Consider the following 16564-nt stretch of genomic DNA (forward strand, 5'->3'; position numbering starts at 1 on the left):
CTCAGCTTGCTCTTTTACTTATGACGACGGTTTTTCCCACCAATTGGAATTGGTTTGGCTAAATATTTAATTCGTTCCATAATACGTGCTGCCTTCATTTCTTCAGCCTCACCACGTTGTGTATACGTTAAATGATGTTCCAATTGTTTAAAATCAAAATTAGACGTAAAGAACGTCGGTAAGTTTTCTAACATACGGAATTGCAAGATTGCACCAAGCACATCGTCACGCACAAAGCTCGACATCGCTTCTGCCCCGATATCATCTAACATTAAAACTTGTACGCGTTTCACCGCATCAATCTTTTCGCCAATCGAATTATCTTGAATCGAACTTTTAATTTCACGTAAAAATTCCGGGAAGTATACGAGCATCGAACTTATTTTCTTTCGAGCAAGCTCGTTCGCAATTGCTCCTAAAAGGTACGTTTTTCCTACACCAAATTTACCGTACAAATATAAACCTTGTGCTTTTTTACCTGGTTCATATGTACTTAAAAATTCATTCGCTGCGCCAATTGCATCGATACGTGCATTTAAATCAGAAGGGTCTAAGTTTTCCATAGTTGCCTGTAAAATATCCGTTGGCATATATACACTTTGAACGAGTTTTTCATATTTCTTTCTTTCGTCATATGCTACTTTTCTAACGCAGCGATCGTATTGAATATCAATCATTTTCCCTTGAATAACAAGCTTTGGCTCATACCCTTGCAGCATATTTTTACATGCACCTAAATCCGGGCAATCTACGCAACCTACACTTTGTCCAATATATTCATATAACTTCACAAGACTGCGCTCAATCATAGAAGTCGTTACTTCACCTTTATGTTCGTCTATAAATTCTTTCACACGCGGATGCGCCATTACTTCTGCCTTTAATACTTCATATCTATTTTTAAAGTTTTCATTTTCCATTAATTTTGTAAATGAATTTTGAATATGCTCCATTTTCTCACCTCAAAGAGCGTTCATTCTCTTCTATTAATCACGCTTATATTTTTTTAACACTTCTTCTAATCGTTTTCGTTCATCTTCTAGCGTACTTGCATCTTTTTCTACACTTACATCTTTCTTCGCCGTTTCTTTCTCTTGTTCTTTCGGCTCTTCTTCCTTAAGCCAATCTGGCACCATTTCTTTTCGTACCGTTTTCTTCGCCGTACGGCCTTTTTTCTTCGTCTCAGCCCACTCTTGATATTGACGGTTCTCTTCTTTCGCTAACGCCATCGCGTCCGCTACTGTACCGACCTTTTTACGTGCCCAATGCCCAGCAATCTTCTCGACATACGTTTTCGCAAGTTTCATATCTGAGCGTAGCATAACGTAATAAATAAGTACATTCACAACTCCTGGTGTCAATTTTTGATTAATCATGACATCTTCAACGATTTGCAAGTCCGCTTTCGTTGCCTCTGCACCACCAGAAATCTCTTTCAATAGTTGTTTTGGCGAGATTTCCTCTAGCTGCTTTATTAACATCTCCTCTTGTGATGAAGGCTCTTTCTCTTTCATCGTACGTGCAGCATGAGGCTGTACTCTTTCACTTAGTACCGGTAATGCTTGACCATTTTCAAATTGATACCAATCGCGCGCTCCTTTTCTAAGCCTTTCCATATCAATTGTTTGCATCTCTGTCACCGCACCAAGAACGATATTTTGCATCGATAACACATCTACACCATACACGTAAGCAAGTGTTATAACGCAGTCTCTTACTTGATCTGTAATCGCCTTTTTAGGAACAAGAGCGGACAATCCATCTACAAATAAAGAGAAATCAAAGAAATCATTCCAAACTTTCGGAGCGTCTCCCTTCTCGTTACTTGGCATAGTTGTCGTTTTTGGAATACGAAGGTCTTCTTGCGCATGCTCAAGCTGTCCTGGATTAAACGAACCAAACACATCATTGAAAGAGCGCGTAACATTTTCATAAGAAGCAAAATCAAATTCTTCTTCTAAGAAATATTGCTTTACTTGATTATATTTTGTCCGACTCAATCGATTGTATAAAAAGATACTTAAAACAATATCATCAAAAAACTGCTTCGGAGATAAAGGTGGTTGCAACTCATATATGAACATTCGAATATCTTTTTCTTTCTTAATATATACCTTCAAAAGCCCAATTGCCTCTAACTTTACTCGTTCCTCATATATTTCAGGAAGTTGCATTTGCATAGTCACCATAAGGGAATGATGTGTATTTTCTTTTCCAAATACACGATCTTGCTCTAGCTCCCCCCATAGTGTCATGTATAAGCTAAAAGCTCTACTACCTATTAACGGCTGATACAACATCGTTAATACTTTTCGGTCGTAATTATGCAGTAGCCCTTTCGCACTTACTTTATAACGATCAATCGGCAATAGCTCCATCCATGACTGTTTTTCCATTCTTGCTTTTCCTTTCTCTCATCCAATCTATCCTCTACTTCATTCCTTCTATCTTCATTATATAAATTCTTAGTGAAAAAGAGCTATTAGCTTGCGCTTCTAGCTCTCTTATCCTATTACTTACGGTATGTAAAGAGAATAAAATACAACTTCTACTCTCTTTCTTTTTGCAGTATATCTTTTAATTCTTCAATAAATACATTTAAATCTTTAAATTGACGATATACAGAAGCAAAACGTACATAAGCAACATCATCAATATCGCGAAGTTCTTCCATAACAATTTCACCAATCATATCACTTTTCACTTCTGATATACCTAAATTACGCAGTTCACGTTCCACGCTTTGTGTTACTTCTTCTAATTGTCTTAAAGATACTGGTCTTTTTTCACACGCTTTAATTAAACCGCGTAAAATCTTTTCTTTATTAAACTCTTCTCGTGTGCCTTCTTTTTTAACAACGATAAGAGGTGACTCTTCTACCCTTTCAAAGGTCGTAAAGCGACTTAAACAACTTTCACACTCTCTTCTTCTTCGAATAGAGCGCCCCTCGTCTACCGGACGCGAATCTAACACTCTTGTACCATTATGAGAACAGGATGGACAACGCAATTCATTCACTCCTTTACACTATACTCTTTATTTTTCTCTACTCAATTCACCTAAAATATATATACAATATTATATAACTCATTCTAACTCTCTTACCACTTTAAGTTTCAGCGCATCACTTTATCATCTCATACTTAAAAATAAGATGGTATATAGGGCACTACCTCATTTGCAAGAGTCCAATGTATTCAACTAACGAGTACGTTATATTTTTCCTTTTTTATAAACTAAAAAAGAGGTGCATTATACACCTCTTTACATTTTAAATCAATTATGTTCTTTTTTAAAGAGCTTTTGTTTCTCTCTGCTTAATTTCGAAGCTACCAGTGCCTCGAGGAAGCTCGATGCTCTCACGCGTTTTCGCGTTTAAACCTTCTGCAATATATTCTGCAGCAACATTTGGATCAATACGATCCCCACAAGTATAAACATCAATACTTGCGTAACCGTGCTCCGGAAAGCTATGAATTGTTAAATGTGATTCTGAGATAATTACTACTCCACTTACACCTTGTGGTGCAAATTTATGGAAAGCAACCTCACGCACTTCAGCACCAGCTCTTAGTGCTGCATCCACAAATAATTGTTCAATATACGGCATGTCATTAAGCTTGTCGAAATCGCAATCCCAAAGTTCAGCGATCACGTGACGACCCATCGTATCCATAGTATCCATTCTACAGTTCCCCCTTGTAAATTTATTCTAACTGTTCGAATTGAAAACTAATTTGCAATTTGGCTTGCTCCACTACCACGGGGGAAAGTTAGTCCAGAGAGGTCCTAACCCTTTAAGTAGTGACTACGTACCTCAGCTCTTAAGTTTACGAGTGTTAGTATACTTTGTTTATTTTCATTTTGCAACAACAGTTTTTTCGATTTTCTGTCATATTTTCCTCTTTACTTTTCCCTAAAAAAAATAAACGATTCACAAATGCAGTAATCACAACGTTTCGTGGTATGTCCACTTTTTAAAATATACTTATATAATTTTTTTCCTTTTCAGAAAAAAATAAAAAAAGAGGGCAAATATTGCCTTGCCCTCTCCTCCCTTATTCACTTAAATGTGTTGCACATTTTCTTGTTTCGCTAACTCTTCAACAACTAACGTTACAAGATCTACAACACGACGAGAGTAGCCCCACTCGTTATCATACCAAGCAAGTACTTTCACTTTACGATCACCCATTACCATTGTAGATAAACCATCGATAATAGCTGAATGTGTATTTGTATTAAAGTCGATAGATACTAAAGGCTCTTCGCTGAATTCTACAATACCTTTTAACGCACCGTTTGCAACAGTTTTGAATGCATCATTAATAGCTTCAACTGTCACATCGCGTTTTACATCTACTACTAAGTCAACAAGAGACACGTTTGGTGTTGGTACACGAAGTGCCATACCATGAAGTTTTCCGTTTAAGTGCGGAAGAACTTTTGCTAGCGCTTTCGCAGCACCTGTCGTTGTCGGAATGATTGATTGTCCGCAAGCACGTGCTCTTCTTAAATCTTTATGTGGGTTATCAATATTTTTTTGGTCATTTGTATAAGCGTGAACTGTCGTCATTAAACCGTTTTCAATTCCAAACTGCTCATCTAACACCTTCACAACAGGCGCTAAACAGTTTGTTGTACAAGATGCATTTGAAATAACAGTATGTTTTGTAATATCTAATTGGTCTTCGTTCACACCAACTACAATTGTTACATCTTCATTTTTACCAGGCGCTGTTAAAATAACTTTTTTCGCTCCAGCTTCAACGTGAAGAATTGCTTTTTCTTTTGAATTAAATTTACCAGTTGCTTCAATTACAACTTCAACACCTAAATCTGTCCAAGGCAATTCCTTTGGATCGCGGTTGTTTAAAAGGCGAATCATTTTTCCATCAACTAATAAGTGATCTTCAAATGCTTCTACTGTTCCGTCAAACTTGCCATGAACTGTATCATATTTAATTAAGTGTGCTAACGTTTCAGATGGATAGCTTGCATTGATTGCTACAATTTCGAATGCGCTTTCTTTTATTGCTTGACGAAATACCATTCTCCCAATACGTCCAAATCCATTAATTGCCACACGAGTCATAATATGTTATCCCCCTTGAATGCGTTATACTATTTATCTCCAATCCCAATAATAGTATAACACAAAAAGGAGATATGTCACTAAGCATTTTCATTAATTTCACAATTTTTTAGTCAATAATGTTCCACTTCTTTAAAATTACCTGCAATTGTGTTTTCGTTCCCATAATTGTGCCATCATTATTTATCACTTCATCTGCATTTTTCACTTTTTCTTCTAACGGCATTTGAGATTGAATACGAGCTGTTGCTTCTTCTTCTGAAAAGTTATTTCGTTTCATTAAACGTTCTAATTGCGTATGCGGCTTAACCGCTACAACTAAAATGCGGTCAACGAGACTTGTTAATTTGCTTTCAAATAAGAGAGGAATATCTAACACAACCGCTTGCACACCTTCTTTTATGTACATTTCCTTTTGCCTATTCATTTCCTCACGCACTGCAGGATGCACAATTTTATTTAACTGCAATCGTTTTTCTTCATTATAGAAAACGATGCTTCCCAATCTTGGACGATCTAGTTCCCCATCTTGTTGTAACACTTCCGCTCCAAACACTTCTACTATTTTGTTATATGCTGGTTTTCCTTGTTCTACAACTTCTCTTGCAATAACATCTGCATCAATAACTGGTATACTTAGCTCACGAAACATTTCTGATACCGTACTTTTTCCGCTTGCAATGCCTCCCGTTAATCCAATTACTACTGTCATAATAATCCTCCTCATAATAAAAGGCGCGAAACCAATGTTCCACGCCCATACTTACATTTTCCAAATTCCAATTATAATGAGTAATACCCCAGGCAGGAATGTAAATTTTTGTAACCACTTCATATTCGATAAAACCGTTCCAAGTTTCATTCCAATAAATAAAAACAAAGAACTCATAATTGCAACTAATATCGCCATCATAGCAGGTGCATACCCTAATAAAGATGCACCAATTCCGGCACCAAATGAGTCTACAGAAAGAGCGATACCAAGAAGCAATGCCTCTCCTGCAGAAATGGTGCCTGATTTATCAAAATCTGCTACAGTCGGTTTCCGTAAAATTTGAATCACTAGCCCTAGCGAGGCAATCTCTAATTTCCAGACCTTCTCCTCTTGCTTCGGTTCTTCTTTTTTCTCACTTCGAAAAAATTGATACAATACCCAAATCCCTATTCCAATAAGAACAAGCCCACCGATACGCGTTGCGATAACAGGTGAAAATACTTTCGCGATCATATGTCCAATTCCCATTGAAACAAGCATAACAGCCGCTGAACACATTCCGATAATTATAATTGATCTTAGTGGAATTCTTACGCTTCTTAAACCATATGTTAGCCCTACACTACAGCTATCTAAGCTTAATGTAAAAGCTAATAAAATAAGAGATAAATAAAGGTACATCGGTAAGCTCCTCCCTTATACATAGCTCTGCTGTATGTATATGACAAATGCCTATCCGATGTTATCTCTTTTCTATATTCTTGGCTGACAAATTGGGCAGTAATGCGTTCCTCTTCCGCCAACAACTGTTTTTTCTAATATCGTACCGCAAGTTACACACGGTTCTCCTTTTTTTCCGTATACATTTAGGAGTTCTTGGAACGAACCAATTTGCCCTTGTGAGTTGATATACGTTCGAATTGTACTTCCGCCACGCTTCACTGCTTCGCCTAGCGTTGTAACGGTAGCCTCATAAATTCGCTCAATTTCTTCTATTGTCAAAGACGAAGCTTCTCGTTCCGGATGAATTTGAGAACGGAATAAAACTTCATCTACATATATATTTCCAAGCCCTACTAAAAGACGCTGGTCCAATAGCACAACTTTTATTTTACGATTTGTCTTTTGCAATCTTTCTTGTAAATACCGTGGTGTCAATTCAGCATCAAACGGCTCCGGACCTAAGTCAGCAAGAGGCATTTGGTTCATCTCTTCACCTTTCTTAAAGAGATGCATCGTACCAAACTTTCTCACATCTTTATAATGTAATTCAGTTCCATCTGTAAATAAGAAACGGACGTGCGTATGTTTATCAATCGGCTCATCCTCTTGATGTAGTAAAAACTTACCTTCCATACGCAAATGTGAAACAATAACATAATTTGTTACATATAGAAGCAAAAACTTTCCTCTTCGCTTTATATTTTCAATCTTCTCGCCTTTTAGCATTTCTTTAAAGATTTCTGCATCATCTGGTCGTTTCACTATTTTTGGATAAGTAACAATAACATCTTCAATCGTTTTTCCTGTTACAAGATTTTCAAGTGTCCGTCTGACGTTTTCAACCTCTGGTAATTCAGGCATTTCATCACTTCCTTATTTTGCGTCGTACCAAGTTGGACCGTAAGAATAATCAACTTTCAGCGGAACTGCGAGTTCAATTGCATGCTCCATTACTTCAGGTACAAGCTTCTCTAATTTTTCAATTTCTTCTTTTGGCGCTTCAAATATCAATTCATCGTGTACTTGCAGAAGAAGACGTGCTTGTAATCCTTCTTCTTCTAAACGATCCGCCATAATAATCATAGCTTTTTTAATAATATCTGCTGCAGTACCTTGAATTGGTGTATTCATCGCTGTACGCTCAGCAAAGCTACGTAAATTGAAATTACGACTCGTAATTTCTGGAATATAACGACGACGATTTAATAATGTAGCCACATATCCTTTTTGTTTCGCATCTTTTACGATGTCCTCCATGTATTCTTGTACACCAGGGAAACTTTCTAAATACTTTTCAATAAATTCCGCTGCTGCTTTTCTTGTAATTCCTAAGTTTTGTGAAAGACCATAATCACTAATACCATACACAATTCCGAAGTTAACAGCTTTCGCTTGTCTTCTCATATTTGAAGTTACTTCATCTTTTTCAACGCCAAATACATCCATAGCTGTTTTCGTATGAATATCCATGTCATGCTGGAATGCTTCAACTAGCCCTTTATCATTTGCAATATGAGCTAATACACGCAATTCGATTTGTGAATAATCAGCCGCATACATAATCCAACCTTCTTCTGATGGAACAAATGCCTGACGAATCTTTCTTCCTTCTTCTAATCGAATCGGGATATTTTGCAAGTTCGGATCCGTTGAACTTAATCGACCTGTTTGCGTTAACACTTGATTAAAGCGAGTATGAATTTTAGATGAATCTTCATGTACAACTTTCAGTAAACCTTCAATATAAGTTGAATTTAGCTTCCCTAATTGACGATAATGTAAAATGTTTGGAATAATTTCATGGCGATCCATAAGCTTGTCTAATACATCAGCTGACGTAGAATAACCTGTTTTCGTCTTTTTAATAACCGGTAAGTTTAAGTTCTCAAACAGAATTACACCAAGCTGCTTCGGTGAATTAATATTAAATTCTGTTCCCGCAAGCTTATAAATTTCCTGTTCCATTTCCTTTAATCTACCTGCGAGTTCTTCTCCCATATTACGAAGACGCTCCGTATCAACTTTTACACCTTTTACTTCCATATCAGCTAATACACGCGCAAGTGGCAATTCTAACTCTGTAAACAGTTCATATTGCTCATTCTTCTTTAACTCTTCAACGAATGTTTGCTTTACATCATATAATACATGCACTTTACGAGCCACATGCTCCGCTACTACTTCTAACTCTGGAACAGCACGCTTCGCACCTTTTCCGTAAACTTCTTCATCTGATTTCACAGCATGCGTTTCTTTCATTTTCGCTACAGTACGGAAATCTTTATCTGTATCAGCCGGGTCAAGTAAATAAGCAGCGATTAATAGATCAAAGTCAATCCCTTGCATATCTATCCCATTCCATTTCAGTGCAACGATTGCTCGCTTCGCATCAAATGTATGCTTTCTCATTTCTCCATTTGCAAGCCATGCTTTAAATGCATCCGATGCAAGAGCAATATCCTTCTGAATAAAGTAGCAACCATTTTCATTTTGAATACCAAAGCCTTGAATGTCCGCCTTATGATAATTATCTTCTTGCACTTCAACAATAAGTGCACTATCTTGCTGAAGCATTTCTTCTGTAACTTCTTCCACAATATCAAATGTAATATCATCTAATTCAGCTGGAGCTGTTTCTTCTGGCGTAACGCCTAATTTATTTAAAAGAGATGTAAATCCTAAACTCTCGAACATTGGAATCACATCACTTGCTTCATATCCTTTATACGCCATATCATCCACATGAACTGTAATCGGCGCATCTGTAATAATAGTCGCTAGATCTTTACTCATAAGAGCTTGTTCTTTATTTTCTTCCAGTTTTTCTTTTAATTTCTTCCCGCTTACTTGATCTAGATTTTCATACACTTCTTCAACCGTTCCAAACTGTGTTAACAATTTAATCGCCGTTTTTTCACCAACTCCTGGTACACCCGGAATATTATCTGATTGATCTCCCATTAAACCTTTCATATCGATAATTTGCTTTGGTGATAAGCTATATTTTTCAAATAAAGATTCTTTCGTATATTCATCTACTTCCGTAATCCCTTTTCGCGGAATACATACAAGCGTGTTATCAGAAACAAGTTGAAGTAAATCTTTATCTCCTGAAATAACTTTTACACTTGCTCCTTGTTCACTCGCTTCTTTTGCTAGCGTTCCCATAATATCATCCGCTTCATAATTTTCTAATTCATAACGCGGTACATTGAACGCATCCAGCATCTCACGAATAAACGGGAACTGCTCTGATAATTCAGGTGGAGTCTTTTGACGTCCTCCTTTATACTCACTATACGTTTTATGACGGAAGGTTGTTTTGCCTGCATCAAACGCCACTAACATATGAGTTGGCTTTTCTTCCTCTAATATTCTCATTAACATCATTGTAAAACCGTAAATTGCGTTCGTATGTATACCTTTGTCGTTATTTAAAAGCGGTAGTGCAAAGAAAGCACGATACGCGATATTATTACCATCTACTAATACGACCTTTTTTTCCAAAATTGAAACCTCCCCATACAAATTTGAAATGATTTTTTTCACAGAAAAAAACCGTTCCTTTCCTCTCTCTATATTAACATGACTAATAGAGAGAAGAAAAATAACGGTTATTTTCTTTCATATATAAAACAGACTTATATTGGCATAAAGGGAAGTGACGAGAACAGCTTAACTATTCTCGTCCAAAATTACTCCTTGGATGAAGGGGTTTTCATGTATTATATTAACAGAGCTTTATTAATATTTAATTAAGCCATTGTTAATATATTGTAAACATCCTTCATCCTATTTTTCAGTTGCTGATTTTGGTAAAACAACTGTAAATGTTGTCCCTTCCCCAACTTCACTATCCACTGTAATTGTACCGTGATGCGCCTCTACTAAATGCTTTACAATTGATAATCCGAGGCCTGTACCACCAGTATTTCTACTTCTCGCTTTATCCACTCGGTAAAAGCGTTCAAAAATACGCGGAATTTCCTCTTTACTAATACCAATTCCAGTATCCGATACTTTTATATAAGCATTATACTTATCTTCCGCTAACTCTACTGAAACAACGCCTCCAGCCGGTGTATATACGATCGCGTTATTTATTAAATTAATAAAGATTTGTTTCAAACGACTTGGATCTCCAATAACAGAAGCACGTTTTAATACATTCACTTGTAAAGAGATTTCTTTTTCTCCTGCTTTATTATCAAGCACCATATGAATATCTTCAAGCAGCCCCTTCATGTCAACGGTTCCCATATTTAATTTAAATCCTTGTTGTTCGATCTTCGACAAATCTAATAAATCTTCAATTAATCCTTGCATGCGCTCACTTTCTTTTAAAATAATGCGCAAGAAATGTTCGCAGAATTTTTTATTATCCATCGCTCCGTCTAAGAGTGTTTCTGAAAAACCTTTAATAGAAGTAATCGGTGTCTTTAATTCATGAGAAACATTCGCTAAAAAGTCTTTTCTCATTTGTTCTAATTTCTTTAACTCTGTTATGTCATGGAATACGAGAACAATCCCTTTCCATTCATGGTTTGTCCCGATAATCGGCGCTCCATATACTTCGAAATGCTTCCGCTCAATTCCAAGTGGCAATAACATTTGTTTACGCACTTTCACTTCTGTCATAAAGATTTCTTCTACAAGCTCAATAATTTCTGTATGATGAAACGATTCATAATATAAGCGATCTAAATATTCTTCATCTGTTACGTGGAAAGTTTCCTTATAAGAGCGGTTTACAAGGTTTATATACCCGCGGCTATCAATTAAAATCATTCCGCTTCCCATATTTTCAATTAACGTATGCAGACGATCTTGCTGCATTTCTTGTTCAAGTGTCATCTCTTGTAAGTTACGAGCTAAAATATTAATTGCTTTACTCAGCATTCCTGTTTCATCCGAATGACTTTCGTATGCACGTGCTTTATAATTACCCTTTGCCAATTCAATTGCAACTTTTGTAACCGATTCAATCGGCCTAATATATTGCCCTGTAATTTTCATACCTAAAAATACAACTACGAGACAAGCAATAACAAATCCGATAATTAATAATCCCCACGTTTTTTGATGTACGTCTCTTAAAGGATCGATTGTACTTTTCACCAAAACGTATCCTTGTTTTCCTTCTACATCTTGAACGAACACCGCATGATAAAATTCATTCTTTCGATCTGTCTCTTTCGTAATCACTTTACTTCGTTGTTTTGCCACTTCCGAAGAAAGTTCTTTAATCGTTTCTGGACTAAATGCCAATTCTTGTCCTTTTCTATATTGAACTTTCTTTTTTTCATCCACAAATACGATAGAAGCTGGTATTTTTTCTTCTAACTTTTCAAATACGTATGGATTTTTTAAGACATTATCAAAACCTTGCTCTTCTGCTAACGCCGCAACATACTCTGTCTCTTTTACCATTCTCTCTTTAGCATGATCTATATAGTAGTTTTCAAACACAGTTTCTAGCAATAAACCTAGTCCAACTAAAATAAATACAATAAGAGAAACAAATGTAAAAAGAAGCCTGGAACGAAATTTATTCATTCCCTTTTGGCTCCTCTAATTTATATCCTAAACCACGTATCGTTTTAATGTACGTCGGTTTTTTCGTATTTTGTTCAATTTTATCGCGCAAATGGCTAATATGAACATCAACAATTCGCGTATCACCAGCAAAATCATAATTCCATACAGCACTTAATAATTGATCACGAGTCAACACGCGACTTTTATTTTTCGCAAGATACACAAGTAGTTCAAATTCTTTTGGTGTTAATTCAAGCTTTCTTCCTTGGAAATAAGCCTCATAAAACTCCGGTAAAATTTTAAGTTCTGCAATTGTGATGCTATCTTCATCTGGCGCTTCTGCAACTTGTTCTTCTTGTTGTAATTTCGTGCGGCGCAAAATCGCCTTCACACGAGCAACAACTTCCCTTGGACTAAATGGCTTCGTCATATAATCATCTGCCCCAAGTTCAAGGCCTAGCACCTTATCAAACTCATCATCTTTTGCCGTTAACATTAAAATCGGCGTCATAACGCGCTGCAATCGTAATTCTTTACACACTTCCATACCATCCATTTTCGGAAGCATTAAATCTAATATAATTAAATCTGGGCGTTCTGTTGTCGCTTTTTGAAGCGCCATTTCTCCATCCATCGCTGTTATAACTTCAAACCCAGCTTGTTGTAAATTAAATTCGATTAAAGTTAAGATAAATTCCTCATCATCAACTACTAAAATACGATTGTTCATTCTTTTCCTCCAAGTTATAGACTTGAAACCTTCTTCATCCTAGTATTTTCCCCGTTATTCTCATCATACTAGAAAACAAGGTCCCTCTCAATATAATTGTCTATTCATGGAGATCGTTTGTGTAGAATTGAGAAAATAGAAGTAATTACGATTCACCTGCAACTACACAGGATTTTGCCAAACTTTATAGATTACTCTCTCTTCTTTAAAGCTCACTTCCGTATGAACTATAAAATCTTGATTTTGTGCTAGGAAAAACGAAAGAGCATACGCGACTTTATAATCTCGCGTTGCATATCCATCCAATACTCTTCCGTACATTTCATTTGCGACCCCGTCTGCCCACACTTCAGCTTCTCTTATTGTTTCAAAGATAACATCTTCTTTTTTCCACCTCACCTAAAAAAACCACTCCTTTCATTGACTTCAATTACCGATGATTATATTATTAATTTAAATATACAAATAAAATAGATACCGAGGTCTATTATGCGACTATTACTACCTATTTTAACTTTAGTAGTAACATGCTTCCTTACTTTTAACGTACCGAGCTGGGATACGATTAAAACGGGGTGCTCAGAATTTGCTGAAGGGTTCAAAGAAGGATTTTTCAACTAAAAATAGCGCTAGCATCCTTATCCAAGGTATGCTAGCGCTATTCATATTTTCATCTTTTAAAAATTATCTAATGCTTTTTCCATAATGGAAACAGATTTAAAAGGCGGCGTGACTGTTAATGAACCTTTTACAACAGTTTCTCCTTTTTCATCATGAGCAGATACAAGCATATCAATTGTATGTTCCTCCTCAGAAACAGCCACAACTTCAAAGTGGATTTGTAACGTTTCATAATGGTGAACATGCTTCACGAACGTAAGGTCCTTTCTCGTAATATGACTTCCTGGACCCGGTAAATATTTCGTAACCGCCGTTGTAATCATTCCCGTTAGCATAATGCTTGGTACAATCGGCTTTTCATACGGAGTTTGGGATGCGTAATCATGCTGAATATATAATGGATTGGCATCATTCGTTAACCCTAAGTACAATAACAAATCTTTATCCTCAATTTTTTCAGTGATAGATAATTTCTCTCCTACTGTAATTTCATCCATTTTACGACCAATTTGAACTTTTTTCTTTAACATGTTACAACCCCCTCCGATTTTTTCACCTTATTATCCTACTAAAAGCGATACCTTATCCGAACTTTACTATGATGAGGGCAATATATAGTATAAATCTATAGTTTCATTATAGGATATTACAAATGATAGCGTTTTCATATTATTTCAAAAAAACAATTCGGTAAATAGTAGAAAAAGATTCGGAATCCCGAATCTTTTTCACTACTATTCAATTATTAAACAAGAACTTTCATTACGTTACGTACAGATTCTACAGAGCGATCTAACGCTTCTTTTTCATCTGCAAGAAGTTCTAATTCAATAATTTTTTCAATTCCGTTACCACCTAGAATTACTGGTACCCCTAAGTAAAGGTCACTATAACCATACTCACCTTCAAGGTACGCAATAGCTGGTAATACACGGCGTTGATCTTTTAAGATTGCTTCTGTCATTTCAACTAAAGAAGCTGCTGGTGCGTAATATGCACTACCGTTTCCTAATAAGCCTACAATCTCACCGCCACCTTTACGTGTACGTTCTACGATTGCTTCTAAACGCTCTTTCGGAATTAACGTTTCTAACGGAATACCGCCTGCATAAGAATAACGTACAAGAGGTACCATGTCGTCACCGTGTCCACCAAGAACAAATCCTGTAATGTCTTTTACAGAAAGATTTAATTCTTGTGCGATGAATGTACGGAAACGAGCTGTATCTAATACGCCCGATTGGCCGATTACACGCTCTTTCGGGAATCCTGCTTCTTTAAATACAGAATATGTCATTGCATCAACTGGATTTGTTAACACAACAATAATTGCATTTGGTGAATGTTTTGCAATGTCGCGCGTAATACTTTTCATAATTTTAGAGTTCGTTGCTACTAAGTCATCACGGCTCATACCAGGCTTACGTGCAATACCTGCTGTAATAACGACAACGTCAGAATCAGCAGTATCTGCGTAATCAGATGTTCCAATAATGTTAGCATCAAAACCTTGTACTGGGCTCGCTTCTAACATATCTAACGCTTTCCCTTTTGTTGGATTTTCCAGTTGTGGAATGTCCACTAATACAACATCTGCAAGTTCTTTTTGTGCTAATAAGAATGCCGTTGTTGCTCCTGTAAATCCTGCACCGATGACTGAAACCTTCTTGCGTTTGATTGTCATAATTTACCCCCCGCTTTAATTATGCGTTTTTGATTATCGCTACATCCATGTTTTTAATAAGCTCATTAGCAAACTCAGAACACTTCACTTCTGTTGCGCCTTCCATTAGGCGAGCGAAGTCATATGTTACTACTTTTGATGCAATTGTTTTCTCAACTGAATCTGTTACTAATTTCGCTGCTTCATTCCATCCTAAGTGTTCTAATAATAATACACCTGAAAGAAGAACTGAAGATGGGTTTACTTTATCTAAACCTGCATATTTTGGAGCTGTACCGTGTGTAGCTTCAAAGATAGCATGTCCAGTCACATAGTTAATGTTTGCACCAGGTGCAATACCAATTCCACCTACTTGTGCAGCAAGTGCATCAGAGATATAGTCACCATTTAAGTTCATTGTTGCAACAACATCGAACTCACGTGGACGAGTTAAAATTTGTTGTAAGAAGATGTCTGCAATAGAATCTTTTACGATGATTTTTCCAGCCACTTCAGCGTCTGCCATCGCTTTATTTGCTGCATCTTTACCATCTTTTTCAACAATGCGATCATATTCAGCCCAAGTAAATACTTTGTCGCCGAATTCTTGTTCCGCTACTTCGTAACCCCAGTTTTTGAAAGCACCTTCTGTAAATTTCATAATGTTTCCTTTATGAACTAATGTAACAGAAGAGCGTTTTTCATTAATTGCATATTGAATTGCAGCACGAACAAGACGCTTTGTCCCTTCTTCTGAGATTGGTTTAATACCAATACCAGATGTTTCTGGGAAGCGGATTTTATTAACACCCATTGCTTCTTTTAAGAAAGCAAGAACTTTTTCTGCTTCTGGAGATCCTTGTGCATATTCAATTCCAGCATAAATGTCTTCTGTATTTTCACGGAAAATAACCATATCAGTATCTTCCGGACGTTTTACAGGTGAAGGAACACCTTCAAAATAACGAACTGGACGTAGACATACATATAGATCTAATTCTTGACGAAGTGCTACGTTTAGAGAACGAATACCACCGCCAACTGGAGTTGTAAGTGGACCTTTAATTGCGATTAAATATTCGCGAATTAAATTTAAAGTTTCTTCTGGTAACCACTCGCCTGTTTGGTTGAATGCTTTTTCCCCTGCAAGCACTTCTTTCCAAACGATTTTCTTCTCACCATCATAAGCTTTTTCAACTGCTGCTTCTATTACGCGAGATGCAGCTGCCCAAATATCAGGACCAATTCCATCTCCTTCAATAAATGGAATAATCGGATTGTTTGGTACATTCATAACACCATTAGTTACAGTAATTTTTTCACCTGTCGTCAATGTGATAACCCCCATGTTTGAAATTTCATATGTATGAAACTGAGGGAATAACCCCTCAGTTCAAACCGTTAGTCAAATTAAAATATTCTAATCATTACATCTTTCCGAAAAAATCAGACTTTTGAAAGCGTATTTTCACTATCGA

16 protein-coding genes are annotated in these 16564 nt (G+C 36.5%); 1 reads left to right on the forward strand and 15 read right to left on the reverse strand.

The window, feature by feature from the left end; translation table 11 throughout:
* Positions 1 to 14: 14 nt before the first annotated feature.
* The 12 genes from dnaI to OXT04_RS11005 all read right to left on the reverse strand — a co-directional run bounded on the left by dnaI (position 15) and on the right by OXT04_RS11005 (position 13201).
* Positions 15 to 953, reverse strand: coding sequence for a primosomal protein DnaI (gene dnaI, locus OXT04_RS10950; RefSeq protein WP_000400120.1), 939 nt, complete (start codon positions 951 to 953; stop codon positions 15 to 17).
* Between the two features lie 33 nt (positions 954 to 986).
* On the reverse strand, positions 987 to 2396 hold the full coding sequence (locus OXT04_RS10955) for a replication initiation and membrane attachment family protein (protein ID WP_000415025.1): 1410 nt from the start codon (positions 2394 to 2396) through the stop codon (positions 987 to 989).
* 152 nt (positions 2397 to 2548) lie between these two features.
* A complete protein-coding gene (gene nrdR / locus OXT04_RS10960; protein ID WP_001203687.1) occupies positions 2549 to 3010 on the reverse strand; it encodes a transcriptional regulator NrdR in 462 nt (153 codons plus the stop codon).
* Between the two features lie 283 nt (positions 3011 to 3293).
* Positions 3294 to 3677 (reverse strand): adenosylmethionine decarboxylase, encoded by a 384-nt coding sequence (gene speD / locus OXT04_RS10965; RefSeq protein WP_002003660.1) that lies wholly within the window; start codon positions 3675 to 3677, stop codon positions 3294 to 3296.
* Positions 3678 to 4067: 390 nt separating this feature from the next.
* Positions 4068 to 5096 carry a glyceraldehyde-3-phosphate dehydrogenase gene (locus tag OXT04_RS10970; RefSeq protein WP_000198974.1) on the reverse strand — a complete coding sequence of 343 codons (1029 nt, stop codon included), beginning with the start codon at positions 5094 to 5096 and terminating at the stop codon, positions 4068 to 4070.
* Positions 5097 to 5205: 109 nt separating this feature from the next.
* Entirely contained in the window at positions 5206 to 5808 is a 603-nt protein-coding gene (gene coaE / locus OXT04_RS10975; RefSeq protein ID WP_000219287.1) for a dephospho-CoA kinase, read from the reverse strand.
* A gap of 51 nt (positions 5809 to 5859) precedes the next feature.
* Complete coding sequence (gene ytaF, locus OXT04_RS10980; RefSeq protein WP_000281743.1) at positions 5860 to 6492, reverse strand: sporulation membrane protein YtaF; 633 nt, start codon at positions 6490 to 6492, stop codon at positions 5860 to 5862.
* A 72-nt stretch (positions 6493 to 6564) separates the two neighbouring features.
* Complete coding sequence (mutM, locus tag OXT04_RS10985; protein WP_001114476.1) at positions 6565 to 7395, reverse strand: DNA-formamidopyrimidine glycosylase; 831 nt, start codon at positions 7393 to 7395, stop codon at positions 6565 to 6567.
* 12 nt (positions 7396 to 7407) lie between these two features.
* Positions 7408 to 10041, reverse strand: coding sequence for a DNA polymerase I (gene polA / locus OXT04_RS10990; protein ID WP_000412829.1), 2634 nt, complete (start codon positions 10039 to 10041; stop codon positions 7408 to 7410).
* A gap of 285 nt (positions 10042 to 10326) precedes the next feature.
* The gene (gene phoR / locus OXT04_RS10995) at positions 10327 to 12090 is read right to left on the reverse strand and encodes a sensory box histidine kinase PhoR (RefSeq protein WP_001032098.1); all 1764 of its coding nucleotides are present in this window, start codon (positions 12088 to 12090) and stop codon (positions 10327 to 10329) included.
* Positions 12083 to 12802: a two-component system response regulator PhoP gene (phoP, locus tag OXT04_RS11000; RefSeq protein ID WP_001065220.1), complete on the reverse strand. Its 720-nt coding sequence runs from the start codon at positions 12800 to 12802 to the stop codon at positions 12083 to 12085. Before phoP ends, phoR begins: the two co-directional genes overlap by 8 nt.
* A 162-nt stretch (positions 12803 to 12964) precedes the next feature.
* Positions 12965 to 13201, reverse strand: coding sequence for a hypothetical protein (locus OXT04_RS11005; protein ID WP_001267356.1), 237 nt, complete (start codon positions 13199 to 13201; stop codon positions 12965 to 12967).
* Positions 13202 to 13291: 90 nt separating this feature from the next.
* Between OXT04_RS11005 and OXT04_RS11010 the strand changes: the two genes are divergently transcribed.
* The gene (locus OXT04_RS11010) at positions 13292 to 13423 is read left to right on the forward strand and encodes a hypothetical protein (protein ID WP_001238014.1); all 132 of its coding nucleotides are present in this window, start codon (positions 13292 to 13294) and stop codon (positions 13421 to 13423) included.
* 56 nt (positions 13424 to 13479) lie between these two features.
* On the opposite strand, the gene OXT04_RS11015 is transcribed toward OXT04_RS11010, so the two are convergent.
* The 3 genes from OXT04_RS11015 to icd form a co-directional block, all read right to left on the reverse strand.
* Entirely contained in the window at positions 13480 to 13953 is a 474-nt protein-coding gene (locus OXT04_RS11015; RefSeq protein WP_000914180.1) for a MaoC family dehydratase, read from the reverse strand.
* A 215-nt stretch (positions 13954 to 14168) separates the two neighbouring features.
* Positions 14169 to 15107: a malate dehydrogenase gene (gene mdh, locus OXT04_RS11020; protein ID WP_000153232.1), complete on the reverse strand. Its 939-nt coding sequence runs from the start codon at positions 15105 to 15107 to the stop codon at positions 14169 to 14171.
* Between the two features lie 19 nt (positions 15108 to 15126).
* Positions 15127 to 16419, reverse strand: coding sequence for an NADP-dependent isocitrate dehydrogenase (icd, locus tag OXT04_RS11025; protein WP_000206893.1), 1293 nt, complete (start codon positions 16417 to 16419; stop codon positions 15127 to 15129).
* Between the last annotated feature and the right edge of the window lie 145 nt (positions 16420 to 16564).

This window comes from Bacillus sp. GC_Bacil_1 (assembly GCF_026540675.1).
GTDB classification, from domain to species: Bacteria; Bacillota; Bacilli; order Bacillales; family Bacillaceae_G; genus Bacillus_A; species Bacillus_A cereus.

Coding starts and splice junctions, on each gene's coding strand:
- coaE (WP_000219287.1), bottom strand. CDS start 5,808: ATGACAGTAGTAATTGGATTAACGGGAGGCATTGCAAGCGGAAAAAGT.
- mutM (WP_001114476.1), bottom strand. CDS start 7,395: ATGCCTGAATTACCAGAGGTTGAAAACGTCAGACGGACACTTGAAAAT.
- OXT04_RS11015 (WP_000914180.1), bottom strand. CDS start 13,953: ATGTTAAAGAAAAAAGTTCAAATTGGTCGTAAAATGGATGAAATTACA.
- OXT04_RS11010 (WP_001238014.1), top strand. CDS start 13,292: ATGCGACTATTACTACCTATTTTAACTTTAGTAGTAACATGCTTCCTT.
- phoR (WP_001032098.1), bottom strand. CDS start 12,090: ATGAATAAATTTCGTTCCAGGCTTCTTTTTACATTTGTTTCTCTTATT.
- mdh (WP_000153232.1), bottom strand. CDS start 15,107: ATGACAATCAAACGCAAGAAGGTTTCAGTCATCGGTGCAGGATTTACA.
- dnaI (WP_000400120.1), bottom strand. CDS start 953: ATGGAGCATATTCAAAATTCATTTACAAAATTAATGGAAAATGAAAAC.
- phoP (WP_001065220.1), bottom strand. CDS start 12,802: ATGAACAATCGTATTTTAGTAGTTGATGATGAGGAATTTATCTTAACT.
- speD (WP_002003660.1), bottom strand. CDS start 3,677: ATGGATACGATGGGTCGTCACGTGATCGCTGAACTTTGGGATTGCGAT.
- ytaF (WP_000281743.1), bottom strand. CDS start 6,492: ATGTACCTTTATTTATCTCTTATTTTATTAGCTTTTACATTAAGCTTA.
- OXT04_RS10955 (WP_000415025.1), bottom strand. CDS start 2,396: ATGGAAAAACAGTCATGGATGGAGCTATTGCCGATTGATCGTTATAAA.
- OXT04_RS10970 (WP_000198974.1), bottom strand. CDS start 5,096: ATGACTCGTGTGGCAATTAATGGATTTGGACGTATTGGGAGAATGGTA.